This is a genomic window from Stenotrophomonas sp. P5_A8 (assembly GCF_056400545.1).
In genome coordinates, this window is record NZ_JBFULB010000004.1 from 20,513 (window position 1) to 44,198 (window position 23,686).

The 23,686-nt window shown below is 68.7% G+C and carries 21 protein-coding genes; 12 read left to right on the forward strand and 9 right to left on the reverse strand.

The features are described 5' to 3' along the window. Positions 1–101: 101 nt before the first annotated feature. Complete coding sequence (locus tag AC1DQP_RS00525; RefSeq protein WP_478050933.1) at positions 102–3,461, reverse strand: TIM-barrel domain-containing protein; 3,360 nt, start codon at positions 3,459–3,461, stop codon at positions 102–104. A gap of 322 nt (positions 3,462–3,783) precedes the next feature. On the opposite strand from AC1DQP_RS00525, the gene AC1DQP_RS00530 reads away from it, so the two are divergent. From AC1DQP_RS00530 to AC1DQP_RS00555, 6 genes are read left to right on the forward strand one after another with little or no spacing between them, the layout of a single operon-like run. Then, complete coding sequence (locus tag AC1DQP_RS00530; protein WP_457318444.1) at positions 3,784–4,941, forward strand: SIS domain-containing protein; 1,158 nt, start codon at positions 3,784–3,786, stop codon at positions 4,939–4,941. 13 nt (positions 4,942–4,954) lie between these two features. After that, positions 4,955–5,881, forward strand: coding sequence for an ROK family protein (locus AC1DQP_RS00535; RefSeq protein WP_457318443.1), 927 nt, complete (start codon positions 4,955–4,957; stop codon positions 5,879–5,881). Between the two features lie 24 nt (positions 5,882–5,905). Next, positions 5,906–7,234, forward strand: a complete 1,329-nt coding sequence (locus AC1DQP_RS00540) for a D-tagatose-bisphosphate aldolase, class II, non-catalytic subunit (protein ID WP_457318442.1) — start codon at positions 5,906–5,908, stop codon at positions 7,232–7,234. A gap of 33 nt (positions 7,235–7,267) precedes the next feature. Further along, positions 7,268–8,044, forward strand: a complete 777-nt coding sequence (locus tag AC1DQP_RS00545; protein WP_256774795.1) for a DeoR family transcriptional regulator — start codon at positions 7,268–7,270, stop codon at positions 8,042–8,044. Continuing rightward, a complete protein-coding gene (nagA, locus tag AC1DQP_RS00550) occupies positions 8,041–9,156 on the forward strand; it encodes an N-acetylglucosamine-6-phosphate deacetylase (protein WP_478050934.1) in 1,116 nt (371 codons plus the stop codon). The genes AC1DQP_RS00545 and nagA overlap by 4 nt, the downstream gene beginning before the upstream one ends. Before the next feature lie 53 nt (positions 9,157–9,209). Then, positions 9,210–11,015 carry an MFS transporter gene (locus AC1DQP_RS00555; protein ID WP_478050935.1) on the forward strand — a complete coding sequence of 602 codons (1,806 nt, stop codon included), beginning with the start codon at positions 9,210–9,212 and terminating at the stop codon, positions 11,013–11,015. A 48-nt stretch (positions 11,016–11,063) separates the two neighbouring features. On the opposite strand, the gene AC1DQP_RS00560 is transcribed toward AC1DQP_RS00555, so the two are convergent. From AC1DQP_RS00560 to AC1DQP_RS00585, 6 genes are all read right to left on the reverse strand, one after another. After that, entirely contained in the window at positions 11,064–11,486 is a 423-nt protein-coding gene (locus AC1DQP_RS00560) for a SecDF P1 head subdomain-containing protein (protein ID WP_256774798.1), read from the reverse strand. 120 nt (positions 11,487–11,606) lie between these two features. Beyond that, positions 11,607–11,843, reverse strand: a complete 237-nt coding sequence (locus AC1DQP_RS00565; protein ID WP_457318439.1) for a hypothetical protein — start codon at positions 11,841–11,843, stop codon at positions 11,607–11,609. A 71-nt stretch (positions 11,844–11,914) separates the two neighbouring features. Then, positions 11,915–12,931 (reverse strand): SMI1/KNR4 family protein, encoded by a 1,017-nt coding sequence (locus AC1DQP_RS00570; RefSeq protein ID WP_478050936.1) that lies wholly within the window; start codon positions 12,929–12,931, stop codon positions 11,915–11,917. Positions 12,932–12,976: 45 nt separating this feature from the next. Next, entirely contained in the window at positions 12,977–13,705 is a 729-nt protein-coding gene (locus AC1DQP_RS00575) for a ComF family protein (RefSeq protein WP_457319588.1), read from the reverse strand. A gap of 75 nt (positions 13,706–13,780) precedes the next feature. Then, entirely contained in the window at positions 13,781–15,052 is a 1,272-nt protein-coding gene (locus tag AC1DQP_RS00580) for a type II toxin-antitoxin system HipA family toxin (RefSeq protein WP_457319589.1), read from the reverse strand. Between the two features lie 2 nt (positions 15,053–15,054). Further along, a complete protein-coding gene (locus AC1DQP_RS00585) occupies positions 15,055–15,594 on the reverse strand; it encodes a helix-turn-helix transcriptional regulator (protein WP_457319590.1) in 540 nt (179 codons plus the stop codon). Between the two features lie 247 nt (positions 15,595–15,841). Between AC1DQP_RS00585 and bioB the strand changes: the two genes are divergently transcribed. The 5 genes from bioB (at position 15,842) to bioC (ending at position 20,725) form a co-directional block, all read left to right on the forward strand. Continuing rightward, a complete protein-coding gene (gene bioB / locus AC1DQP_RS00590) occupies positions 15,842–16,891 on the forward strand; it encodes a biotin synthase BioB (protein ID WP_256774803.1) in 1,050 nt (349 codons plus the stop codon). A gap of 85 nt (positions 16,892–16,976) precedes the next feature. Beyond that, the gene (gene bioF / locus AC1DQP_RS00595; protein WP_457319591.1) at positions 16,977–18,188 is read left to right on the forward strand and encodes an 8-amino-7-oxononanoate synthase; all 1,212 of its coding nucleotides are present in this window, start codon (positions 16,977–16,979) and stop codon (positions 18,186–18,188) included. A gap of 16 nt (positions 18,189–18,204) precedes the next feature. Further along, the gene (gene bioH, locus AC1DQP_RS00600; protein WP_457319593.1) at positions 18,205–18,966 is read left to right on the forward strand and encodes a pimeloyl-ACP methyl ester esterase BioH; all 762 of its coding nucleotides are present in this window, start codon (positions 18,205–18,207) and stop codon (positions 18,964–18,966) included. Between the two features lie 57 nt (positions 18,967–19,023). Further along, entirely contained in the window at positions 19,024–19,806 is a 783-nt protein-coding gene (locus AC1DQP_RS00605; protein ID WP_478050937.1) for an SDR family oxidoreductase, read from the forward strand. A 34-nt stretch (positions 19,807–19,840) separates the two neighbouring features. Continuing rightward, the gene (gene bioC / locus AC1DQP_RS00610) at positions 19,841–20,725 is read left to right on the forward strand and encodes a malonyl-ACP O-methyltransferase BioC (protein WP_478050938.1); all 885 of its coding nucleotides are present in this window, start codon (positions 19,841–19,843) and stop codon (positions 20,723–20,725) included. A gap of 552 nt (positions 20,726–21,277) precedes the next feature. Here bioC and AC1DQP_RS00615 read toward each other — a convergent pair. Next, positions 21,278–21,877 (reverse strand): YdcF family protein, encoded by a 600-nt coding sequence (locus AC1DQP_RS00615; RefSeq protein WP_457318016.1) that lies wholly within the window; start codon positions 21,875–21,877, stop codon positions 21,278–21,280. Continuing rightward, positions 21,874–22,833 carry a pyridoxal-phosphate dependent enzyme gene (locus AC1DQP_RS00620; protein ID WP_457318015.1) on the reverse strand — a complete coding sequence of 320 codons (960 nt, stop codon included), beginning with the start codon at positions 22,831–22,833 and terminating at the stop codon, positions 21,874–21,876. The genes AC1DQP_RS00615 and AC1DQP_RS00620 overlap by 4 nt, the downstream gene beginning before the upstream one ends. 146 nt (positions 22,834–22,979) lie before the next feature. On the opposite strand from AC1DQP_RS00620, the gene AC1DQP_RS00625 reads away from it, so the two are divergent. After that, the gene (locus AC1DQP_RS00625) at positions 22,980–23,501 is read left to right on the forward strand and encodes a hypothetical protein (protein WP_478050939.1); all 522 of its coding nucleotides are present in this window, start codon (positions 22,980–22,982) and stop codon (positions 23,499–23,501) included. Positions 23,502–23,686: the final 185 nt, after the last annotated feature.

The following is a 23,686-nucleotide window of genomic DNA, read 5'->3' on the forward strand; positions in this document are numbered from 1 at the left end:
CGGTGGATGGGTGTTTTCGGGCAAACGTCCCCCGTTCCGCGGCCGGCGGGCCGCAGTCGGGAAAACGCAGAGAGCTGTTTTTGAAGCGGGCGGTTGAGCGGTTACGGCGACACGATGCTGGCGGTATCGCCCTCCTGTCCGATCAGGGCGGCATTGGCCCAGTTGCCACAGACCTGCGCAGGCGTCTGGCCCTGCGCGCCCAGCGTACGCAGGCTCAGGCGCTGCAGGCCGCGCACGTCCARTTCCGGTTTGACCACGCCCGGTGCCTTGACCAGGCCGCTGTCGTACAGCAGCCGGCCATCGCCCCAGACCTGGAACTGCATGCCACCGGCGGCGCGGCATTGGTCATCGATGCCGAGGTCGGCGCGCAGCAGGCGCCAGCTGCCGCCCAGCTGCAGGTCGATGCGGCTGCTGGCATTCACGCCCAGGCCGCGACGGAAGTGCAGGCCGTTCATGCGCATGTCCGCCGTGCCGCCGAAGGCGTGGTCGGTGGCGACGCTGGCCTGCAACGCGGCCGGCAGTGGCAATGCGGACAGGTACAGCTGCTGCGCCGGCTTTTCAGGCTGCTGGTGTTCCAGCACATGGAAGGTCGACAGCACGATCGGACCCACATCGCGCGGTTGCAGCGCATCCACCGCGCGGGCCACGCTGCCCTGCGCGGCGGTCACCATCGGATCGGACGCACTGGCGCCGTCGCCTTCCGGGTTCTGCGTGCTCAACACGCGGAAGCGCAGCAGGCGGCCGGCGTGGGCGGGGAAGTCGATCTGTTGCTTGCCCTGCTGCAGGATCAGGCGACCGCGCTTGACCGGTTCGCCCCACTCGCCGTTGCTGTCGGCCAGGTAGATCTCGTAGTCGCGGATCTGCCCGTTCTTCCAGTGCTGGTCGTTGCGCGGGGCCAGTTCGATGCCATCGATCAGCTTGCGCTCGCCGAAGCCGACCACCCATTCGTGCGCGCCGGTCTTGACCGCCTGGTTGCGCACCGTGCGGAACCACGTGGCCGGATCGTCGTCGAAGGCCTTTTCCAGTTCGTAGCCCTGTTCTTCGGCCGGGCGGTTGACCACCAGCAGGCTGTCCGACGGCAGTGCACGGCCAAGTTCGGGCGCAGCCGGGTAGGCGTCATCGGCCACGGCGGCGGCGACCGGTAGCGCCAGTTGTAGGCGCAGCGGCTGGCGGATGTCGCTGGGGGCGGTACGCACGTGCACGGTGCCGCGACGCTCGCTGGCATCGAAGTACCAGCCTTCGCTGGCCGCCTGCCATGCCGCCTTGTCGGCCAGCATCGGCAACGTGCGCTCGCCCAGCGTTACCGCACTCGGACGCTGGCGGCTGAGCACCCGCAGGCCATAGCGGCGCTGCGCCCGCTGGCCGGCGTACTGGCCCTGCACGGCATCGATGCGCACCTGCACCGGGCCACTGCCTTGCGCCGGTGCCTGCACGTGGATCTGCTGGGTGCTGGATTCGCCCTTCTCGTAGCGGCGGGTGGCGCCGTCGTCTTCGTACAGGGTGTAGCTGGCCTCGCCCTGCGGATACAGGTCGAAGGTCACTTCATCGAGGGGCTTTTCACCGTCGTAGAGCATGTCCGGGTACATCGGGATGATCGCCCCGGCGCGCACGAACACCGGGATCGTGGCCAGGTCGACCGGGCGGTCCAGCGAACGTCCGTCGGCACCGGCCTGCAGTTGGCGCCCGTCCCAGTAGTCGATCCAGCGGCCCGGCGGCAGGTGGATGTCGCGGCGCCAGCCACGGCTGGCGGCCTGGCTGCGGTACACCGGGGCGATCAGCAGTTCGCGGCCGAGCAGGAACTGATACTTGTGCGCTTCGGTATACGCCTGCGGGTCCTGCGGGTAGTCCCACATCAGCGCGCGCAGCGGCGGTGCGCCGCTGGTGGCCGCATCGTGCGCCAGCCCGTACATGTACGGGGTCATGCGCATCTTCAGCTTGAGGTAGTCGCGGTTGACGCTGCGGTACGGCTCGTCGAACCACCACGGGTGCTTGCGCGCATTGGCCGACCAGCCGGACATGCCCATCAGCACGGGGGTGAAGCTCTTCCACTGCAGGTCGCGGGTGAAGGTTTCGGCGCTGCCGCCGAAGATCGCATCCACATCGCCACTGGCATAGGCCATGCCGGACAGGCCCGAGCCGATCAGGGTCGGGATGTGCCAGCGGATGTAATCCCAGCTGCTGCTCTGGTCGCCGGTCCAGGCCACCGCGTAGCGCTGGATGCCACCCCAGCCCATCACCGTCCACAGGAACGGACGCGAGTCGGAGTTGTTGAGAATGCCGTTGAACGCGGACTGGTTGGCGTCCATCGCGAACTGGTAGCCCTTGCCGGTCCAGGCCACGTCCAGCTTCTGCACGCGGCTGCCGGCGGTGCCCACTTCCCAGGCGATCTTGTCCACGCCGTTCTCGGTCCACAGGCCGGTCTTGAAGCCGTATTTCGCCAAGCCCTGCACCGTTTCCGGGAGTTTTTTATAACCGCAGCCGTACCCGTCGTTGGGCAGGATCCAGCCGCCGGGCATGTCGTGCGCGCGGTACTGCTTGGCCACGCTGTCGACCACGTCCGGGGTGGTGCCGGTGGGGCCATCGCTCCAGCCGTCGGGCACGCTGCCGGGCTTCTTGATGTTGTCGGCGTCGTTGTAGCAGTCCGCATCGCCGTAGGAGAACGCCCAACGCGGCAGCAGGCCGGCGCGGCCGGTCAGCGTGGTGTAGCGGTCCAGCAGCGTGTGCAGGCTGGGCCCGACGAAGTAGTACGCATCGAAGCGGTCTTCGCGATGCAGCAGCGTGGCCTGGTCGGCCTGGCRCAGGTCGTAGCTGCCATCGCTCCAGGTGTTGCGCAGCATGCCCCAGCCGCGCGAGCTGAGCAGCATCGGTGCCGGGTTGGGGCGGTCGCCCTCTTCCCAGCCACCGGAGTAGGACACCTCCAGCTCGCGGCCCTTGAACTCAAAGCGGCCGTTCTGCTGGCCACCGCCGTAGAAGTGTTCGCCGGCCTCGCTGGACAGCACCTGCACGCTCTGCTCCTTGTCCAGGTCCAGCGGCTGCAGTTCGCGCCACAGCGCGATGTCGGTGCCCTGCTCGCGGCGGTCCAGCGCCAGCCGCAGCGGCGTGCGCTGGATGTGCAGCACCAGCGCATCGGTGCGGATGCGCACTTCGTTGCCGTCTTCTTCCAGCTGGAAGGCGACCTTGGCCGCCGGCTGCGGCAGCACGATCGGGGCGGCCTTGTCGCCGGCCGGCCGCAGTGTGCCGTTGCGCCCGGCCTGGATGCGCAGCACGTCCGCGCCGAGCAGGTCCACGCGCAGCGCCACGCCGTTGTCGGTGCTCAGCGTCCAGCCAGGGCTGCCGTCCTTGCCGGGGGCGGCAGTGATGGCGCGCAGGTTGCCCAGCGGTTCGGCCATCACCGGTGCGGCCACCGCCAGCGCGGCCAGCAGTGCGATCGTCAAACCCGTGCGTCGTACCCGGAATTCCACCTTGCCCCCAAGCCCGCGATGAGCGGATATCTGCAACCAGTGCGGCCGACTCTAGGGCAGGGTCTCGAAAGATGTCAATAAATTGCAAAGAAAAAAGAAGGATATTTTAGGATAAACGAAAGTTGTTGCGGGGCACCACTTTCTATATGGCGGCTGAATGCGGACTTCGTGTCGCGTGTAACCATGTCGCAGCGCGGCATCTGTGCCATTGGCGCCGTATTGTTCGCGGGAAAATGTGATCGACCCAGCTTTTCTTTATCTTTCGATATTTGACATTTCGAAAGAAAACACAGAAGGTGCGGTCGCCCAACAGGAATTGCGAATGGACGCTTCTCTGCTCACTGATTTGCCCGCGTGGCAGCGCCTCGGCGGCGCCTATACCGCCGAAGAAATCGCCCAGCAGCCGCGCATGTGGACGGCGCTGGCCGACAGCCTGGACAGCGCGCAGGCGAAGATCGATACCTTCCTCGGCCAGGCCCTGCGCCAGCCGGGCCAACTGGTCATCTTCACCGGCGCCGGCAGCTCGGGCTTCATCGCCGAGATGGTGGCCGACCAGATCAACGCGCAGTGGCCGGCCGAAGTGCGCGCCCTGCACACCACCAGCCTGCTGACCCACCCGGCGCTGTACCTGCGCCGCGACCGCCCGACCCTGCTGGTGTCCTTCGGCCGCAGCGGCTCCAGCCCGGAAAGCGTTGCCGTGGTGGAGCTGGTGCGTGCGATGGTGGATGAGGCGCGCTTCCTGGATATCACCTGCAACCCCGACGGCGAACTGGCCCGGCGTGGCCAGGGCCGCAGCGACACGCTGTCGCTGCTGATGCCGGCGGCCAGCTGCGACCGTGCGTTCGCCATGACCAGCAGCCTGAGCTGCATGCTGCTCGCCGCGCTGAGTGTGTTCGACACCGCGCCGTGGCCGCAGCGCCTGCAGCGTCTGCGCACGCTTGCCACGCACGGTGAGCAGGCGCTGGGCGCCTGGGATACCGGCGTGGGTACACTGGCGCAAGCGGCGTATTCGCGGGTGATCTACCTGGGCAGCGGCCCGCTGGAAGCGCTGGCACGCGAGGCAGCGCTGAAGGTCCTCGAACTCACCGGCGGCCGCGTCCTGGCGCTGGCCAACACGCCGCTCGGCTTCCGTCATGGTCCCAAGTCCACGCTCGATGGCGACACCCTGGTGGTGATGCTGCGCAGCGCGCAGCCGCTGTCGCGCCGCTACGAGCAGGACCTGCTGGACGAACTGCGCCGCGACCGCATCGCCGCCAAGGTGATCTCGGTGGGCCCCGACGGCGCCGACCGCGTCGAGGGCGACTTCGTCCTGGATGCGCCCGCGCTGGCCGACCCGTGGCTGGCGCCGCTGTGGCTGCTGGTGCCGCAGTGCTATGCCCTGCAGCGCTCGGCCGCGCTCGGCATCACGCCGGACAATCCCTTCCCCGACGGCACCGTCAACCGGGTCGTCCAGGGCGTGACCATCCATCCCCATGGCTGAGCAGGCAACGCCCATGCAGTGTTGGTACGGCCTCGATGTGGGTGGCACCAAGATCGAACTGGTCGCCTACGACGGCGACCTGCGCGAGCTGCATCGGCAGCGGGTGGGCACGCCGACCCAGGACTACGACGCGTTCCTGCAGGCCATCGCCGGTCTGGTGCACGGCGCGGACGCGGCATTGGGCGGTGCAGGCATTGCCATCGGCATCGGCCTGCCCGGCGTGCGCGACCGCGTCAGCGGCCGCCAACTGAGCGCCAACGTACCGGTGCTGACCGGGCGCCTGGTCGGTGATGACCTGCAGGCGTTGCTGCAACGCCCGCTGCAGTTCGGCAACGACCTGCAGTGCTTCGCGTTGAGCGAGGCACACGGCGGCGCGGGTGCGGGCTACGCGAGCATGTTCGGCGCGATCCTCGGCACCGGTGCCGGTGGCGGCTTCTGCGTGGGTGGGCGCCTGGTCGCCGGTGCCAACGGCATTGCCGGCGAGTGGGGGCACTGGAGCATTCCGGCCACCCTCCTGCAGCGCCATGCCTTGCCGGTGCTGGCCTGCGCCTGCGGCTTGCGCGGCTGCCTGGAGCGGTATGTCTCCGGCAATGGGCTGACGTTGATTTACGAAGGCCGCGGCGGCGAGGCGATGGACGCCACGACCGTGGTGGCCCTGGCCGCCGCCGGCGATCCCATCGCGGCGCAGGCGCTGGCGGTCCACCGCGATCTGCTCGGTTACAGCTTCGCCAACCTCATCCTGGCCGTCGATCCACACGTGATCGTGCTCGGCGGCGGGCTGTCCAAGCTGGAGCAGCTCTACCGCGACCTGCCAGCGGCGATCGCTCCGTACCTGTTCCAGGGGGTGCGCGTGCCCCCGATCCTGCCGCCGGCCTTCGGCGATGCCGGTGGCGCACGCGGCGCCGCCCTGCTCGCGCGGCAGCACCACCGGGCCCACTGATCTTCCGTTGTTACTGGAGTTGCCATGTCTGCCATCCAATCGCTGATCGCCGCCCATCGCCAAGGCCACCCCGTCGGGCTGTACAGCGTGTGCTGCAGCAACGCACAGGTGCTGCTGGCGGCGATGCAGGTGGCCCGGCGCTACGACACCCTGCTGCTGATCGAGGCGACCTCCAACCAGGTCGACCAGTTCGGCGGCTATACCGGCATGACCCCGCCGCAGTACCGCGACTACGTGCTGCAGCTGGCACGCGACGCCGGCTTCCCGGCCGAGCGATTGGTGCTGGGCGGCGATCACCTCGGCCCCAACGCCTGGCAGAAGGGTCCGGCCGAGGCGGCCATGGCCAATGCGCGCGTGCTGATCGCCGCCTACGTGGCCGCCGGCTTCCACAAGATCCACCTGGACTGCAGCATGTCCTGCGCCGATGACCCGGTGCCGCTGCCGGACGCGACCGTCGCGGCGCGCTCGGCCGAGCTGGCGCGCATCGCCGAGCGGACCGCTGCCGAGCACGGCCTGCCGCCGCCGGTGTATGTGATCGGGACCGAGGTGCCGATCCCCGGTGGCGAGGCCTCACTGGCCGGTGGCCTGCAGGTCACCACGCCCGCCGCCGCGGCGACCACGCTGGCGATCCACCGCGAGGCGTTCGCCGCGCCGGACCTGCTGCCAGCGTGGGAGCGGGTGATCGCGATGGTGGTGCAGCCGGGTGTGGATTTCGACCACAGCAGCGTGCACTACTACGACCCGGCCGCCGCGGCCGAACTGTCGGCGTTTGTCGAGCAGCAGCCGCGCATCGTGTTCGAGGCACACTCCACCGATTACCAGACCGAAGCTGGCCTGCATGCGCTGGTGCGCGATCACTTCGCCATCCTCAAGGTGGGCCCGGCGGCGACCTATGCCTTCCGCGAGGCGGTGTTCGCACTGGCGATGATCGAGCGCGAACTGCTGCCCGCCGCGCAGTGCTCGAACCTGATCGAGGTGCTGGACCGCTGCATGGTCGACATGCCAGGCAGCTGGCGCAGCTATTACCAGGGCGATGAAGACCAACTGCGCCTGCTGCGCGCGTACGCACTCAGTGACCGCAGCCGCTATTACTGGGGTGAAGCGCCGGTGCAGGCAGCACTGGACACCCTGCTGGCCAACCTGACCGAACACGCGCCGCCGCAGATCCTGCTCAGTCAGTTCCTGCCCACCCAGCAGCTGGCCATCGAACGCGGCGAGCTGCAGGCCGAGCCCCGCGCGCTGATCCAGCACAAGGTGGCCGAGCGCCTTGCCGAGTACGCCCGCGCCTGCAATCGCAACCGGGCAGCTGCCGATAACGAAACTTCCCGGGCCACGGAGCTTTCGGAACGGTAAGCTTTGGCTTTCCTTCTGAACGGAATCGTCCCCATGCGCAACACACGGCAGCGCCGCCAACAGATCCTGCAGTTGCTGGTCGACCACGGCAACGTGCAGGTCAGCGATCTCGTCGAGCGCTTTGGCGTGTCGGCGGTGACCATCCGCGCCGACCTGACCCACATCGAGTCGCAGGGCATGGCCACCCGCACCCACGGCGGCGCCACGCTGGTGCGCACGCCGCTGCCGGAGCAGGACATCCACGAGAAGGACACGCTGAACCTGCCGGTCAAGGACAGCATCGGCGCGCACGCGGCTGGGCTGGTCAAGGCAGGCGACAACATCATCATCGACTCCGGCTCCACCACGATGACCCTGGCCCGCCACCTGCGCGCGCACCGCGACGTGACGGTGATGACCAACGGCCTGAACATCGCCTGGGAGCTGGCCAACGCACCGGGGGTTGAGCTGCTGCTCACCGGTGGACTGCTGCGCAAGCAGTCGCTGTCGCTGCAGGGCAGCCAGGCCGAGGCCAGCCTCAACACCTACAGCTTCGACACCCTGTTCCTGGGCGTGGATGGCCTGGACCTGCAGTTCGGTCTCACCACCCACCACGAGGCCGAAGCCAGCCTCAACCACCGCATGGTCGAGCGCGCGCGCCGCATCGTGGTGCTGACCGATGCCTCCAAGTTCGGCCGGGTCAGCCTGCACCGTATCGCACAGCTGGACCAGGTCCATACCGTCATCACCGACGCCAGCATCGACGCCGAGTACCTGGAAGGACTGCAGCGGCTGGGCATCGAAGTGATCATCGCCGAGTCCCCGCCTTGACCCAGACCCGCTCCCTGCATGGCCGCCTGCTCACCGCTACCGGTTGGATGCGCGGCGACATCCATTTCGACCAGCGCATCACCGCCATCGACACCGCGCACGAAGACCGGCGCGATGACCACGAGGTACCGCTGATCCTGCCCGGCTTCATCGACCTGCACGTGCATGGCGCGGCCGGCGTGGACATCATGCAGGGTGGCGAGGCGGGGCGCACCGTCGCCCGAACGCATGCGCGCCACGGCACCACCGCACTGCTGGGCACCACCATGACCGCGCACGAGGATGACATCGTGCAGGCGCTGGCGGGCCTGGCCGCGGTGATCGCAACGCGCGCGCCCGGGACGGCGCGCATGCTGGGCGTGCATCTGGAAGGCCCCTTCATCAGCGCCCAGCGCCTGGGCGCGCAGCCCCCGCTGGTGGTGGAAGCCACGCTGGACGACGTGCGCCGCCTGCATGCCATCGCCCCGATCAAGGTACTGACGCTCGCCCCGGAGATCGGCCAGCACCTGGCGCTGATTCCCGCGCTGAGCGCCCTGGGCATCCGCGTGCAGCTCGGCCACAGCGCCGGCAGCTACGCCGACGGCGTGGCCGCACTGCAGGCCGGCGCGTCGGGCTTCACCCATCTGTTCAACGGCATGACCGGCGTGGACCACTACCACCCGGGCATCGCCACCGCCGCGCTCGCCCATGCCGAGTACGCCGAGCTGATTCCCGATCTGCAGCACGTGCACCCCGGCGCCATCCGCACCGCGCTGCGCGCGATCCCAAAGCTCTACTGCGTCACCGATGCCACCGCCGCCACCGGCATGCCCGATGGCGAGTACGCGCTGGGCGTGCRGCGCGTGCACAAGTGCCTGGGCTGCGTGCGCCTGTCGACCGGCTCGCTGGCCGGCAGCGCGCTGACCATGGACCAGGCACTGCGCAACCTGGTGTCGTTGGGGTTGGATATCGCCGATGCCAGCAACCGGCTGTCGCGCTACCCCGCCGATTACCTGGGCATCGCCGATCGCGGTCGCCTCGCGCTCGGCGCCTGGGCCGACCTGGTCGTGCTCGACCGCGACCTGCAGGTGCGCGGGGTGGTGGTGGAAGGCGACGACATCGCACTCGATTAAGCGTTGAATCCCGCGCCGATGCGGCGCATGCAGTTGCAGACAGGACCGGCTCGATGAATCAGGTTTCCGCCGCTACGCCCATGCATGCCCACGCCGACGCGCCGCGCTGGCCGGTACGCTATCTGTTGTTCATCGGCGGCATGGGCGGCCTGCTCTACGGCATCGACATCGGCATCATCGCCGGCGCCCTGCCCTACCTGGAAGCGACCGCGACCGCGAGCTGGCACCTCACCAGCCAGCAGCTGGGCTTCGTGGTCGCTGCGGTGCTGCTGGGCAGCGTGCTGTCCTCGTTGTTCGCCGGCATGGTCGCCGACCTGATCGGCCGCCGTGGGGCGATGCTGGTGGCCGGCGTGCTGTTCACCGCCAGCATTCCGGTCATGGCACTGTCCGATGGCTACGCCGCGCTGTTGATGGGGCGCCTGCTGCAGGGTGTAAGCGGCGGCCTGATCGGTGTGGTGGTGCCGCTGTACCTGGCCGAAGTGCTCAGCCCCGAGCGGCGTGGCCGCGGCGCGGCGATGTTCCAGCTGCTGCTGACCATCGGGCTGGTACTGGCCGCCTTGATCGGTCTGTACCACGCGCATACCGTGGACGCGGCGACCGACGCGGTGCGCCAGCTGCCCGCCGCCGAGCAGCAACGGCTGCTGTTCGTGGTCAAGGACCACGCCTGGCGCACGATCTTCTGGAGTTGCCTGCTGCCCGGCCTGGTGTTCACCGCCGGCGTGCTGCTCATCAGCGAATCACCGCGCTGGCTGGTCCGCCGTGGGCGCATCGACAAGGCACGCGTTGCCCTGCAGCGCACGGTCGCCRCTGCCGAGGTGGAGCCGACCCTGCAGCGCATGCAGGCTCCGGACGACGTGCAGGCCGGCCGCAACGGCACGCGCGATCCGCTGCTGAGCCGGCGCTATGTGTGGCCGTTCGTGCTGGCCTGCCTGGTGCTGGCCTTCACCCAGGCCACCGGCATCAACTCGGTGCTGGCCTACGCGGTCAACATTCTCAACCAGGCCGGCCTGCCCGGCTCGGTGGCCAATGGCGCGGACGTGGCGATCAAGCTGCTCAACGCGATCATGACGGTGGTGGCGCTGGTGCTGGTGGACCGCAAGGGCCGCAAGTTCCTGCTGATGTTGGGCAGCGGCGGCATCACCGTGGCGCTGCTGGCGGCCGCGCTGTTGTTCGTGAAGAGCGAGCACGGCCGCGTGGACGTGCATGCGCAGCTGCAGCAGCAGGTGGCCGGCAGCAGCTTGTCGTTGCCGCTGGACGCCGCGCAGTGGCAGCGGCTGGATGGCCATGCCGGCATGGGGCCGCAGCAGTTGACGGTGTCCTATGCGTACGGCGGTTTCAGCAACGTGCGTTCGTTGCGCAGCGACAATCCCATCGATGCCGCGCTGGAGATCCGCCGTGAGGATGCGGTCTCGGCTGACAGCGTGATCGGCGCGTTCTTCCGCACGCTGCACCTCAACCCGTTCCCGGACCCGGCCCATGCCGCGCAGGCGCCGCTGGTGATCGAGCGCGCCATGATCGGCCCGGTCCCCTCGCCCACCCACGGCTGGCTGGTGGCCGGCTGCATCCTGCTGTTCGTGGCCTTCTTCGCCGTCGGTCCCGGCGTGTGCGTGTGGCTGGCGCTGTCCGAACTGATGCCCACCCGGATCCGCTCCAACGGGATGAGCATCGCGCTGCTGATCAACCAGTTCGTGTCCACCGTGATCGCGGCGATCTTCCTGCCCACGGTCGGCCACCACGGCTATGCCAGCATGTTCTTCTTCTGGGCCGGCTGCACGTTGCTGTACTTCCTGATCGCCGCCTTCTGGCTGCCGGAAACCAAGGGGAAGACGCTGGAGCAGATCGAGGCTACGTTCCGTTGATGAAACGCGCCGGTGGTCAAGCCACCGGCCCTCGCAGGCTGTGTTCGGCTAGTGCGCTTTGCCGGTGATCTCGGTGAATATCCGCTGCGCGTCGGTGGCATCTTCCAGCCCGGCGACCTGCATCGCCTTGCCGAAGGGCCCCCGGATGGTGGCGACCGTCAGCACCCGGTCGCCCACGGTAAAGGCCACACGGCGGCCGACCCGCGCCTCGGTGGCCGCCAGGATGCGTGGCGCGGCGGCCTCGGTCATCTGCAGGTTGAGTACCGGCTGGCCGGTGGAATCCATCCCCAGCGCCACCGACGCTACGTCGGCGGTGAGAACGAAAGGCGGCTCCAGCAGCGCAAGCGGGGTGCCGTCGCGATTCTTCAGGTGGGTGGAGCCGGCGGCGCGCTGTTCGTCCACTTCGCGCATCAAAATGCGGGCCTGGGGCAGCGGTGCAACACCGGCGACATCCGCAACAGGGGAGGTCATCTCCTTCCGCGGGCAACCGGTCAGGGCGACACATCCAGCCAGGATCAGTCCAGTCAGCACAACAGCGCGCATACATCCACCTCCACTCGGATCTGGGAGCAGTATCACCGCTCGGGCGACTCAACGCAGCCGGCGAAGCCGCCAGCCCACCACAATCTGCAGCACACCGTAGATAAGACTGCCCACACCGATCCACACCAGTGCCATCACACCGATCGCCCAGGCCAGCGCGGTGGCGGCCGCCAGCGGCCGGGCGATGGCGATCAGGCCGAACACCACGGCCACGATGCCGTACAGCAGCAGTACCCACCAGCTGCGGCCGATCAGGGACAACACAGGGGACAAGGGGGTGTTCATCGCCAGCGCCGTGCAGGGGTCAGTGGTCCATCCGGCGCCGGGCGATGAGAGGCTCGATCACCGCGTGTCCATCAGCCCGTCGCGGTAGCCGCCTCCGCCAGCAGCCGCTGCTCGGCCTCGGCACTGAAACGATAGCCGCCGTCCACCGGCACGATGGCACCGTCGGCCACCCGCGCGTTCCACCAGTCCTCGACGAACCCGGGCGCGAAGCCACCGGTCTTGAAGCCGAACGGCGCCGCGACGAGGTCGAAGGGCAGCATGAGTTCGTAGCACGGCGTTGCGTAGTCATTCTGCTCGGCCGGGAGTTTGAGGAACTGCGTGAACGACCTGGCCGTAGCCAACTGCGAATACAGCCAGAACATCCAGTCGTACATGCGGTGCGAGTCTGCGTCGGCGTGCAGGGCGAAGAAGCCCTTCTCTTCGGTGATCTTCCTAGCCAGCGCGCGCAGGTGGCGCTCGCCGTGCGGACGCACGGCCACCGATGCATCCAGCGCGCGGCGCACGATCGGTGACAAGGTGCCCCGATCCACCGTGACCAGATCGATCTCCAGCGTTTCGGCGGCGTCATCGAAGGCCTCCTCGTCCACCAGCCCGCGGATGAACGCGGCAAAGTCCGGGGCGACCACCGTGATCGCGTAGTCCGCCTCCTGGTCCACATGCACCACCTGCGGCTCGCCCTGCGGCCCGCAGTGGCGGTAATCCAGCATGATCACGTCGTGGCCGGCGCTGGGGCAGTCGGCGAAGACGATGCCGATGTCCGGGTAGCCCCACTGCTCCTGCATGAAACGCGAACCGAATTCGCCCCCCAGCGAGTAGGGCTTCTGCCGCCCCAGCGCGTACAGGCCGCAGACCTGGATGTGGTCTTCGGCCCAACTGGTGGCCTCATCCATCGGATGGCAGCTGCGCTGCAGCAGGCCGCCATTGTGGCGCCGCGCGAGGGCGACGTATGCGTCGGGGATGCGGTAGCCCAGTTCGGCCTGGAGTTCGGCGATCACTGCATCGCCGGGCGGCGGCTCCTGGTAGTTCTGCAGGGCGTACTCGCAGTCGTCCCAGAAATCATCAAAGTCGAACGTGGCGAACGGATCCATCGGGTGCGCTTTCCCTATGACAGCGGCCAAGTATAGAGCGGTCGCTTACGGCACCCGCGCGCACACCCACAGGGCGGCATCGGGCAGTCCGGCTCGCTCCACCGCGTGCGCCGCCGCGTCGAGCGTGGCGCCGGTGGTCATTACGTCATCGACAAGGGTCAGCCGTGACGGTGGCGGCGAGGTCACTGCAAACGCATCGCGCAGGTTGCGACGTCGCGCATCGGCATCCAGGTCAGATTGCGCGGCAGTGAGCCGATCCCGGTGCAGCCCGCACCACAGAGGCTGTCGCAGCGCGCGCGCCAACGGGCGTGTCAGCTCCAGGGCCTGGTCGTAGCCGCGCGAACGCAGGCGCCGCCAGTGCAGTGGCACCGGCGCCAGCGGACCGGTCGCGAACGCGGGCACTCGCTGCAGCATGAGCTGGGAAAGCAGCCGTCCCGCCGCCAGATCCTGATGGAACTTGAAGCGGATCAGCAACTGGTCAACGGGCGCGGCATACAGGAACACCGCAGCGGCGGCGGATTGGCGTGGTGGATCGTGCTGGCAGCTGCCGCAGCGCTCGGCAGGTTCGTCGGCTGGCAGTGGCAGCGCGCACAGCGGGCAGGCGTGCTCATTCCATGGCAATGCGGCATGGCAGGCCAGGCACAGGTCGCGCCCGTCGGCCCCGGCTTCGTCACAGACCAGGCAGCGCAGCGGCAGGGCCTGTCGGGACAGCCACGCCAGAGAATCGAACCAGTGAAGAGGCAAGGTGTCACCGCAGCGCGTGGAGTGCGACAAGGCTGCCGCCTCGGTCGGCGAATGTCTGTCAGTGCGTTCCCTTCGAGCGCGTCGGCGTTTCGCCTTGCAGGTGCCTTATCGGTCGGCGTCGATCACCGAGGCCATCAACTCCATCTCGGCACATTTGGCACCTTGTGCCTTGGCAACTGCCTGCCATTTGCGCACCGCGTGCCGCACCTGCCGTTCAATGACAGCCGCATCGGCCGGCGTCAGCTGGTAATACGCAGCCGTCGCCAGAACATGCGCGGTCGTTGGCGTGGGATCGGCATCGTCCAGCGCCAGCACGTGCGTGTCGCTGGCCGTATTCGGGTTCACATCGAACGCGGGGGAAAGCGACCAGCCCGTCCGGGTCCGCAGGAAGCCATGGTTACGCAGGTGGTCATCGCGGTTGCCGACCAGCACGTTGAACAGGGCCCTGCGGAAAAGCTGGTCAAGATCGTCTGCGATGCCCCGCTGCGTGCCGACGTTTTCGATCACCTGGGCCAGATCCAGGTAGCTGTGGCCTTCGCCGTGCGTCGCGTCGAGCAGGGTGAACGCCGACGCGTAGTGACGCCGCCCCTCAGGACTACGATCAAAGCGCTGGACGGCGAACGTGTGCCCGCGCGCGGAAAGCGACAGCAGGGCGGCCGGCGGCATCCGCACGCCGGCTTCCGTGGCGAGGCGGTAGGTGATGTATTCCCAGAGCCCGACGTCATGGCGATCTTCGTTGCCGGGAAACTTCGCCAACCACAGCGCACCGTCGGAATCTCGATACCCTGCCTTGGGGCGGGCCCCGCCCAGTGATGCGCCAGGTGCGACGAGCTGGATCAGCCAGCGCGTCTCCTCGTCGCGGGTGAGTCTGGCACCGGACTCCACCTTTCCCGCGATGCTTTCCAATCGGCGCAGGTCGGTGACCGGCGGTGCGGCCGGGCTGTCCGAAGTGATCCACGTCTGCGTGTCCGGATCACGCAGACGCAGCGCCCCCATGCGGGTGGTGTCATCCACTCCCATCAGGTAGTCCCACGACCGCAGGGATCTGCGAGGCACTCCATCGCGATTGGCGCGTACTGCCTCGCGCCGATCCATCAGCAGCCGCCCCCATCGATCGGGCGAGCAGTCCTGGAACGCGGCGGTCACCTCGCCGGCGCCTGTGCGGGCGAACTGGTGGCCTTCCACCAGCGGCAGGCCGGGATCGAGTGCGAAAGGAGCGATGCCCATGGCGCCACGCAGCCAGACATCGGCGTAGGTGAAGGCGACGGTGTCGCCGGTGCGACCGGCGTGCCGGCTGATCCATCCCACCTGCACCGGTGGGCAGAGTTCCGGTGCGTCGAACCAGACTTCCCGGTCGATCTGCTCCCGGCCGGCCATGTTCAGCGGCTACCGGGTGCGCGGGATCGACGCCGCGTCGGCGTTGCAGCCGGAGCATCCAGACGCGGCGCGCGATGGCCTGCAACCAACGTGTATCGGTCGCCGGTTGCGTCCTGCGATGGCCCGGTGTGATCGGTCGAATAGGTGGGGTGCGTTTCAGCACCCCTTGGCTCCCGGACCTGCAGCGTGGCGGGCGTCGTACCTTGCGGGCTCGATGCCCGGCCGGTTGCGGCGGGCACGCGGCGCGGTGGCGGTCGTTTCAGGCTGCTTGCAGCCAGCTGTGCACCCAGCGCGTCGTCCGCTGCAATGCGCTCGATGTCCCGCTCCAGGCCTAACGCGGAAAGCACGCGCAGGACGGTGGACAGGCTGGTGCCGGCATCGCCGGCTTCCAGCTTGCCTATGGTGGTGCGATCCACACCGACGCGCTCGGCGAGGTTTGCCTGGCTCATGCGACGCGCGAGCCGCGCGGTACGCAGGCGCTCGCCGAGCGCGGCGATGCGCTTGGCATCTCCTGGTCTTACCGGTGGCGTTCGCTTGGCCATGCGTAATTAAACCATCACTTTGGCGGCTGGTGTCATTTTTATCTTACATTTCATACGGCATCGGGTCGTAGCCAGACACCCATGATCCATAAATCCAACATTCGCGGGGTTTGTGTTGGATTTATTCAACATTGATCCGCTCGAGCAAACCGTTTCACTGTAAACCTATACTTGATCCTCAAGGTTGACAGCTTCGACTGCACTCACCAGACTGCCGCCCTTTCGCCTCTCTCCGTCAGGACACCCCATGGCTGCTGCCCTCCGCCACGACTGGCACCGCGACGAACTGCTGGCGCTGTTCGCACTGCCGTTCCCGGACCTGCTGCACCGCGCCGCCGGCATCCACCGCGAGCACTTCGATGCGGCGGAAGTGCAGGTTTCCACCCTGCTGTCGGTCAAGACCGGCGGCTGCCCGGAGGACTGCGCGTATTGCCCCCAGGCCCAGCGCTACAGCACCGGGGTGGCGGCGCAGAAGCTGATGGACACCGAGGCGGTGGTCGCCAAGGCACGCCAGGCCAAGGCCGCCGGTGCGTCGCGGTTCTGCATGGGCGCGGCCTGGCGCTCGCCCAAGGATCGCGATGTGCCCAAGGTGGCGGCGATGATCCGCGAGGTGAAGGCGCTGGGGCTGGAGACCTGCGCCACCCTGGGCATGCTCAGCGGCGACCAGGCCGTGGCCCTGCGCGAGGCCGGGCTGGATTACTACAACCACAACCTGGACACCGCGCCGGACTACTACGACGCGATCATCCACACCCGCCAGTACCAGGACCGCCTGGATACCCTGGCGCACGTGCGCGATGCCGGGCTGAAGACCTGCTGCGGCGGCATCGTCGGCATGGGTGAAACCCGTGAGCAGCGCGCGGGCCTGCTGCTGGCGCTGGCCACGCTGCCCGCGCATCCCGATTCGGTACCGATCAATCGGCTGGTGCAGGTCGCCGGCACGCCCCTGCACGGCATCGCCGAACTGGACCCGTTCGAGTTCGTGCGGATGATCGCGGTGGCGCGCATCGTCATGCCGCGCTCGATGGTGCGGCTGTCGGCCGGGCGCGAAGCGATGAGCGATGAGCTGCAGGCGCTGTGCTTCCTTGCCGGGGCCAACTCGATCTTCCATGGCGAAAAGCTGCTCACCACCGGCAACCCGGACACCGCGCGCGACCTGGCCCTGTTCGAACGGCTGGGCCTGCGCCCGATGGCGGTCCAGGTGGACGCGGCCGACCACGACCACCCGGGCACGGTCCACGCCGACATCACGGCCGAGGCAGGCCGCTGCAAGGGTGGCTGCGAGCAGGCCGCCTGAGGGCGGCGCCCGGCCGGCCCTGCCGGGGCAGCGCCGGGCCCGTCAACCGGGTACGCTAACCGCCCATCCATGCCAGCCGACGACCATGGCCCGCCCCGACCTGCACGACCGCATCCAGGCCCAGCGCAAGCTCCGCGACGCGCAGGGGCGCATCCGCGTGCGCCGCACGGTGACCCGTCGCGACGGTGTGCGGCTGGAGATCAATGGCCAATGGCTGACCGGCTTCTGCAGCAATGATTATCTGGGGCTGTCGCAACAGTTCGGCGTGGTCAGCGCGCTGCAGGACGCGGCCGCGCGCGAAGGTGCCGGCGCCACCGCCTCGCACCTGATCTGCGGCCACCATGCCCTGCATGAAGCGCTCGAACAGGAAATGGCCGACTGGCTCGGTTATCCGCGCGCGCTGCTGTTCGGCAGCGGCTTTGCCGCCAACCTGGCGGTGCAGCAGGCCCTGCTCAGCGAAGAAGACGATGTGTGCGTGCAGGACCGGCTCAACCACGCCAGCCTGCTGGATGCCGCGCGCCTGGCCGGTTGCCGTCTGCGCCGCTACCCGCACCTGGATACCGAAGGCGCGCTGCGCCAGTTGAAGCACGCGCCGGACGGCGCGGCGATGCTGGTCACCGATGGCGTCTTCAGCATGGATGGCGACATCGCCCCGCTGCGTTCGCTGTCGCTGGTGGCGCGCATGCAGGAAGCGCTGCTGTACGTGGACGACGCGCACGGTATCGGCGTGGTCGGCGAGCACGGCCGCGGCTGCGTGGCCGATGCCGGCCTGGGCGTGGCCGATGTGCCCTTGCAGCTGGCCACGCTGGGCAAGGCGCTCGGCGGCAGCGGTGCGGTAGTGCTGGGCGATGCAGCGCTGATCCAGCACCTGGCCGAAACCGCACGTCCCTACATCTACACCACGGCGGTGTCGCCGGCCCAGGCCGCCGCGTCGCTGGCGGCGGTGAAGCTGGCCCGGCGCGATGACTGGCGCCGCGAAAAGCTGGCCGAGCTGGTCGGTGTGTTCCGCGCCGGTGCACGCCAGCACGGCCTGGAACTGATGCCGTCGGACACGCCGATCCAGCCGCTGCTGTGCGGCAGCGAATCGACGGTGATGGCGTTGTCGGCGGCACTGGAAGCCTCCGGCTTCCTGGTCAGCGCGATCCGCCCGCCGACCGTGCCCGAAGGCAAGGCGCGGCTGCGGGTGACGCTGTCCGCGCTGCACACCCCGGCCCAGGTACGCGCGCTCACCGATGCGATCGGGCATGCACGCGATACCGTGCTGCGGCAGCAGTCGCTGGATGCACTGAGCGCGTGAGCCGGTCGCTGTGAGCCTGCATATCGAGGTGCTCGGGCACGGGCCGGCGCTGGTCCTCATCCATGGCTGGGCGTTGCACGGCGGCGTGTTCGCACCACTGGTCGAGCGCCTGGCCGCGCAGCATCAGCTGCACCTGGTCGACCTGCCTGGCCACGGCCACAGCCACGACGACCCCACCCCGCTGCGGTTGCCTTACGTGGTCAATGCGATTGCCGCGGCCACGCCGCCGGCGGTGTGGTGCGGCTGGTCGCTGGGCGGCCTGTTCGCGCTGCACGCTGCCGCCACGCTGCCGCAGGTGCGCGCGCTGGCGATGATCGCCGCGACCCCGCGCTTCGTGTGCGCCGACGATTGGCCGCACGCGGTCGAGCCGGCGGTGTTCGAACAGTTCGGCCAGGACCTGGCCACGGACTACCGCGGCACACTGGAACGCTTCCTGGCGCTGGATGCGATGGGCTCCGAACACGCCCGCCAGGAACTGCGCACCCTGCGCGACCTGCTCGTCGCGCGCGGCGAGCCGGCCCCACGCGCGTTGCAGGAAGGATTGCGGCTACTGGAAACCACCGATCTGCGCGGCGCCCTGCCCGGCCTGGGCAAGCCCAGCCTGTGGCTGGCCGGCCAGCGCGACCGGCTGGTCTCGGCCAAGGCCATGCAGGCGGCGGCCGCACTGGCCCCGGCGGCGCAGGCGCACGTGGTCGCCCACGGTGGCCACGCCCCGTTCCTGGGCCATAGCGATGAGGTTGCCGCGCAGCTGCAACACTTCGTTGCCGCCCTGCCCTGACCTTGCCGCTACGCATCGCCGATCATGTACGCCCGTCTCCCACCACAGGATTGACCCATGGACCTTGGAATCGCCGGGCGCTGGGCCTTGGTCTGCGCCGCCAGCAAAGGCCTCGGCCTGGGCTGCGCACGTGCGCTGGTGCGCGAAGGCGTCAACGTGGTGATCGCCGCGCGCGGTGAAGACGCGCTGGACCGCGCCGTACGCGAGCTGCAGGCGCTGCCGGGCGCGCGCCAGGTCATCGGCGTGGTCGCCGACATCACCACCGACGAAGGCCGGCAGGCCGCGCTGGCGGCGTGCCCGCAGGTAGACATCCTGGTCAACAACGCTGGTGGCCCACCGGCCGGCGACTTCCGCCAGTTCACCCGCGAGGACTGGATCGCCGCGCTGGATGCCAACATGCTGGCCCCCATCGAACTGATCCGCGCCACCGTCGATGGCATGATCGAGCGCGGCTTCGGGCGGGTGGTCAACATCACCTCCTCGTCGGTGAAGGCCCCCATCGACATCCTCGGCCTGTCCAACGGCGCACGCTCGGGGCTGACCGGCTTCGTCGCCGGGCTGGCGCGCAAGACCGTGGCCCACAACGTCACCCTCAACAACCTGCTGCCGGGCCAGTTCGATACCGATCGCCTGCGCGGCAACTTCGCCTATCTCGCCCAGCAGCAGGGCATCGATGCCGGCCAGCTGGCCGAGCGCAAGCGCACCCCCATTCCGGCCGGCCGTTTCGGCACCGCCGATGAGTTCGGCGCGGCCTGCGCGTTCCTGTGCAGCGCGCACGCCGGCTACATCACCGGGCAGAACCTGCTGATCGACGGCGGCGCCTACCCCGGCACGTTCTGACCTTCGCCATCGTGTTTTCCGCAGTGAGCCTTCCATGACGTCCAGCTTCGATCCCCGCCACGTCCGCCGCGCGTTCTCGCGCGCCGCCCACAGCTACGATGCCGCCGCCGCGTTGCAGCGCGAGGTCGAAAAGCGCCTGCTCGAATCGCTGGACTATCTGGAAGACCGGCAACCGCAGGTGGTGCTGGATATTGGCAGCGGCACCGGCCATGCCAGCGCGGCGATGAAGAAGCGCTGGCCCAAGGCGCAGGTGATCGCCCTCGATCTGGCCGAGCCGATGCTGCGCGAAGCGAAGAAGCAGGCCGGCTGGTGGAGACCGTTCTCGCGTGTCTGCGCCGATGCACAGGCACTGCCGCTGCTGGACCAGAGCGTGGATGTGATCTACAGCAACCTGTGCCTGCAGTGGGTGGACGACCTGCCGGCGGTGTTCGCCGGCTTCCGCCGCGCGCTCAAGCCCGGCGGCCTGCTGCTGTGTTCCACCTTCGGCCCGGACACGCTGGTCGAACTGCGCGAGGCCTTCGCCCAGGCCGACGCGGTGCCGCATGTCAGTCGCTTCGCCCCGATCGCGCAGTTCGGCGATGCGCTGATGATGTCCGGCTTCCGCGATCCGGTGCTGGACCGCGATCTGTTCACCCTCACCTACGACGACCTGACCGCACTGATGCGCGAGCTGCAGGCCATTGGCGCCACCAACGCCCGCCAGGATCGCCGGCACACACTGACTGGACGCGGACGCTTTGCCGCCGCACGCGCGGCCTACGAGCCGCTGCGCCGCGACGACGGCAAGCTGCCCAGCAGCTGGGAAGTGATCTACGCCCATGCCTGGGCACCCGAGGCCGGCGCCCCGATCCGCGAGCGCGGCCAGGACGTGGCCAGCGTGCCGGTGTCGGCCATCCCGATCCGGCGCAGAACGCCCTGAGCCGACCGCGCTGATCGCGTGGAGCCGACCGTTGGTCGGCTGCCGGTGTGGTCGGCTGCCGGTATGGCGGGTCGGCGGTCCAGCCGACCAACGGTCGGCTCTACGACGGGAACATGTCGTGGAGGAAGACGTAGATCTCCTGCACCGGGAACTTCGAGCTGGTATGGAATCGGCGATCCCGATCCGGCGCAGAACGATTGATCGTAGAGCCGACCGTTGGKCGGCTGCCGTGTGGTCGGCCACTCGTATGGTCGGCTACGCGTGTGGCGGGTCGGTGGTCCAGCCGACCAACGGTCGGCTCTACGACGGGAACATGTCGCGGTGGAAGAMGTAGATCTCCTGCACCGGGAACTTCGAGCTGGTGTGGAATCGGCGATCCCGATCCGGCGCAGAACGATTGATCGTAGAGCCGACCGTTGGTCGGCTGCCGTGTGGTCGGCCACKCGTATGGTCGGCTGCCCGTGTGGCGGGTCGGTGGTCCAGCCGACCAACGGTCGGCTCTACGACGGGAACATGTCTGGTGGAAGCGGTCCAGCCGACCAACGGTCGGCTCTACGCCGGGAACATGTCGCGGTGGAAGAAGTAGATCTCCTGCACCAGGAACTTCCAGCTGGTGTGGAAGCTGCGGAAGCGGGTGCTCGGGGTCGAAGAGGAGAGCGCGTCGATGCCCAGCTCACGGGCCAGGCGCAGCGCGCGCGCCATGTGCAGCGGATCGCTGACGATGATCACCCGGTGCAGGTTGCGCTGCTCCATGAGCCGGCGTGCCTCGATCAGGTTCTGCCGGGTGGTACGCGAGGCGGTCTCGATCAGGATCGCCTTGTCCGGCACGCCCTGCTTGAGCGCGTAGCGCCGTGCCACCTGCGATTCGGAAAAGCGCGCCCCGGTGCCGCCGTAGCCACCGGTGAAGATCAGCAGCGGCGCATACCCCTGCTCGTACAGGTCCAGCCCATGGCGAATGCGCTCTTCGAACACCGGTGACGGCTTGGCATCGTAGGCCGCCGCGCCCAGCACGATGATCGCATCGGCCTTGGCGGCCTGGTCGCGCTCGCCCACCCACACGATCCACGCGGTCACCCCGAGCAGCCAGGCGAACAGCACGACGCACAGCCGCCACAGCCAGCCGAGCAGGCCCACCCGCGCGTGCCCGCTCATGCGCGCCCCCAGGGCAGTGCGTCCAGGTCGACATTGCCGCCAGACAGCACCAGCCCGACCCGCTGCCCGGCAAACCGCGCCGGGTCGGACAGGATCGCGGCCAGCACGATCGCCGAGGACGGTTCAACCACCTGCTTGAGCACCTGCCAGAGCAGCCGCATCGCCGCCAGGGTGGCCGCGTCGGGCACCGTGATGACCTCGGCCGCCCCATGCAGCAGGGCGAAGTTGGGCGCGCCGAGGGTGGTGCGCAGGCCATCGCAGACGGTTGCCGGGGTGAAGTCGATGCGGCGTTCGCCGGCGGCCAGCGAGCGCGCGGTGTCGGCCGCGCCCTCCGGTTCGGCCAGCACCAGACGGGTGTTCGGTGCGACCGCCTGCAGCGCCAGGCGCGTGCCGGCGGCCAGACCACCACCGCCGACCGGCACCACCAGCACGTCGAACGGGCCGTGGCTGCGCAGCAGTTCCAGCGCTGCCGTGCCCTGGCCGGCCATTACCCGGGGGTCGGCATAGGGATGCACCAGGCTGGCGCCGGTCCGGGCCTTCACCTCGGCGCACATGGCTTCGCGCGCCTCGATGCTGGCCGCACAACGCCACACCGTAGCGCCCTGCCGGGCGATGTTGGCCAGCTTGGTGGCCACTGCCCCCTCGGGCACCACCACGTTGCAGGCAATGCCCCGGGTACGCGCGGCCAGCGCCAGCGCGGCGCCATGGTTGCCGGAGGAATGGGTGACCACCCCGCGCGCGGCCTGCTCCGGCTCCAGCGACCACACCGCATTGCAGGCGCCGCGGAACTTGAAGGCGCCGCCGCGCTGCAGGTGCTCGGCCTTGAACGCCAGCGACGCGCCCCCCAGCCCGTCGAGCACGTGCGACTGCAGTACCGGGGTCACGCTGGCATACGGGGCAATGCGTGCGGCGGCCGCCAGGAGGTCGTCGACACAGGGCAAGGGTGAATCGCTCATGACGCAAGATTAACGTATGCCCACGGTTCGCATCGCGCCGGTCGCGCGTGCCAACATGGCAATCATTCATCGGATCGGGGCTGAGTTAAGGGCCGATTCAATGCGCCGGGCCGAAGCTGGCTCCATACCCTCGGGGGGACCCCATCATGAAAATGCGCCTGATCTTCGCCGGTGGCCTGCTCTTGGCCCTGTCCGGCTGCGCCACCTACGACTATGTCGGCGGTGGCGGTGGCGGTGGCGGCAGCGGCTACTACCACGGCGCGCCGTCGGTGGAGTATCGCTACCCGTACGGCTATCCGTCCTACGGTTACGGGAGTGGCTACTACGGTGGCGGCTATTACGGCGGCGGGTATGGCGGTGGCTACGGCTACGGCTATCCCAACTACCGTCCGTACCCGAACTATCGCCCGCCGCACAACCACCGGCCGCCGCCGCGCCCGGGCAACGGCGGAAATCCGCCGGTGCGTCCGGATCGCCCGCGTCCGTCGTACAACGGCGGCTCGCCGTGGCGGAACATGGATTCGGTCGGCCGCCCGCAACAGCAGCAGCGTCCCTCGCCGCCGCCGCAGTCGCGCCCGGCCCAGCAGGCCCCGCGCCCAGCCCAGCGGTCGAATGGTTCGCCGTGGCGGAACATGAACAATTTGCACCAGCGCACAGTTGAGCCCTGAGCCGTCTTGATTTTCACCACCCACCCGGTTCAATCTAGTCAGGTGGTGACGGCTTCGGTCGCAAAGTGACAAARGCGACAGAACGCGTCACATGCAGTTCTATGTCGATATCCGGCGGGAAACTCTGGATCCCCCCTGTTCCGGCCCCGTCGGATGTCGGCACCTACAACGCAGAAGGCCCCGCC

Bases quoted from the DNA above. Each gene is read 5' to 3' on its own strand.
- AC1DQP_RS00530 (WP_457318444.1), top strand. From the start codon at position 3,784: ATGGACGCTTCTCTGCTCACTGATTTGCCCGCGTGGCAGCGCCTCGGC.
- AC1DQP_RS00535 (WP_457318443.1), top strand. From the start codon at position 4,955: ATGCAGTGTTGGTACGGCCTCGATGTGGGTGGCACCAAGATCGAACTG.
- AC1DQP_RS00540 (WP_457318442.1), top strand. From the start codon at position 5,906: ATGTCTGCCATCCAATCGCTGATCGCCGCCCATCGCCAAGGCCACCCC.
- AC1DQP_RS00545 (WP_256774795.1), top strand. From the start codon at position 7,268: ATGCGCAACACACGGCAGCGCCGCCAACAGATCCTGCAGTTGCTGGTC.
- AC1DQP_RS00560 (WP_256774798.1), bottom strand. From the start codon at position 11,486: ATGACCTCCCCTGTTGCGGATGTCGCCGGTGTTGCACCGCTGCCCCAG.
- AC1DQP_RS00565 (WP_457318439.1), bottom strand. From the start codon at position 11,843: ATGAACACCCCCTTGTCCCCTGTGTTGTCCCTGATCGGCCGCAGCTGG.
- AC1DQP_RS00570 (WP_478050936.1), bottom strand. From the start codon at position 12,931: ATGGATCCGTTCGCCACGTTCGACTTTGATGATTTCTGGGACGACTGC.
- AC1DQP_RS00580 (WP_457319589.1), bottom strand. From the start codon at position 15,052: ATGGCCGGCCGGGAGCAGATCGACCGGGAAGTCTGGTTCGACGCACCG.
- AC1DQP_RS00585 (WP_457319590.1), bottom strand. From the start codon at position 15,594: ATGGCCAAGCGAACGCCACCGGTAAGACCAGGAGATGCCAAGCGCATC.
- bioB (WP_256774803.1), top strand. From the start codon at position 15,842: ATGGCTGCTGCCCTCCGCCACGACTGGCACCGCGACGAACTGCTGGCG.
- bioF (WP_457319591.1), top strand. From the start codon at position 16,977: ATGGCCCGCCCCGACCTGCACGACCGCATCCAGGCCCAGCGCAAGCTC.
- AC1DQP_RS00605 (WP_478050937.1), top strand. From the start codon at position 19,024: ATGGACCTTGGAATCGCCGGGCGCTGGGCCTTGGTCTGCGCCGCCAGC.
- bioC (WP_478050938.1), top strand. From the start codon at position 19,841: ATGACGTCCAGCTTCGATCCCCGCCACGTCCGCCGCGCGTTCTCGCGC.
- AC1DQP_RS00615 (WP_457318016.1), bottom strand. From the start codon at position 21,877: ATGAGCGGGCACGCGCGGGTGGGCCTGCTCGGCTGGCTGTGGCGGCTG.
- AC1DQP_RS00620 (WP_457318015.1), bottom strand. From the start codon at position 22,833: ATGAGCGATTCACCCTTGCCCTGTGTCGACGACCTCCTGGCGGCCGCC.
- AC1DQP_RS00625 (WP_478050939.1), top strand. From the start codon at position 22,980: ATGAAAATGCGCCTGATCTTCGCCGGTGGCCTGCTCTTGGCCCTGTCC.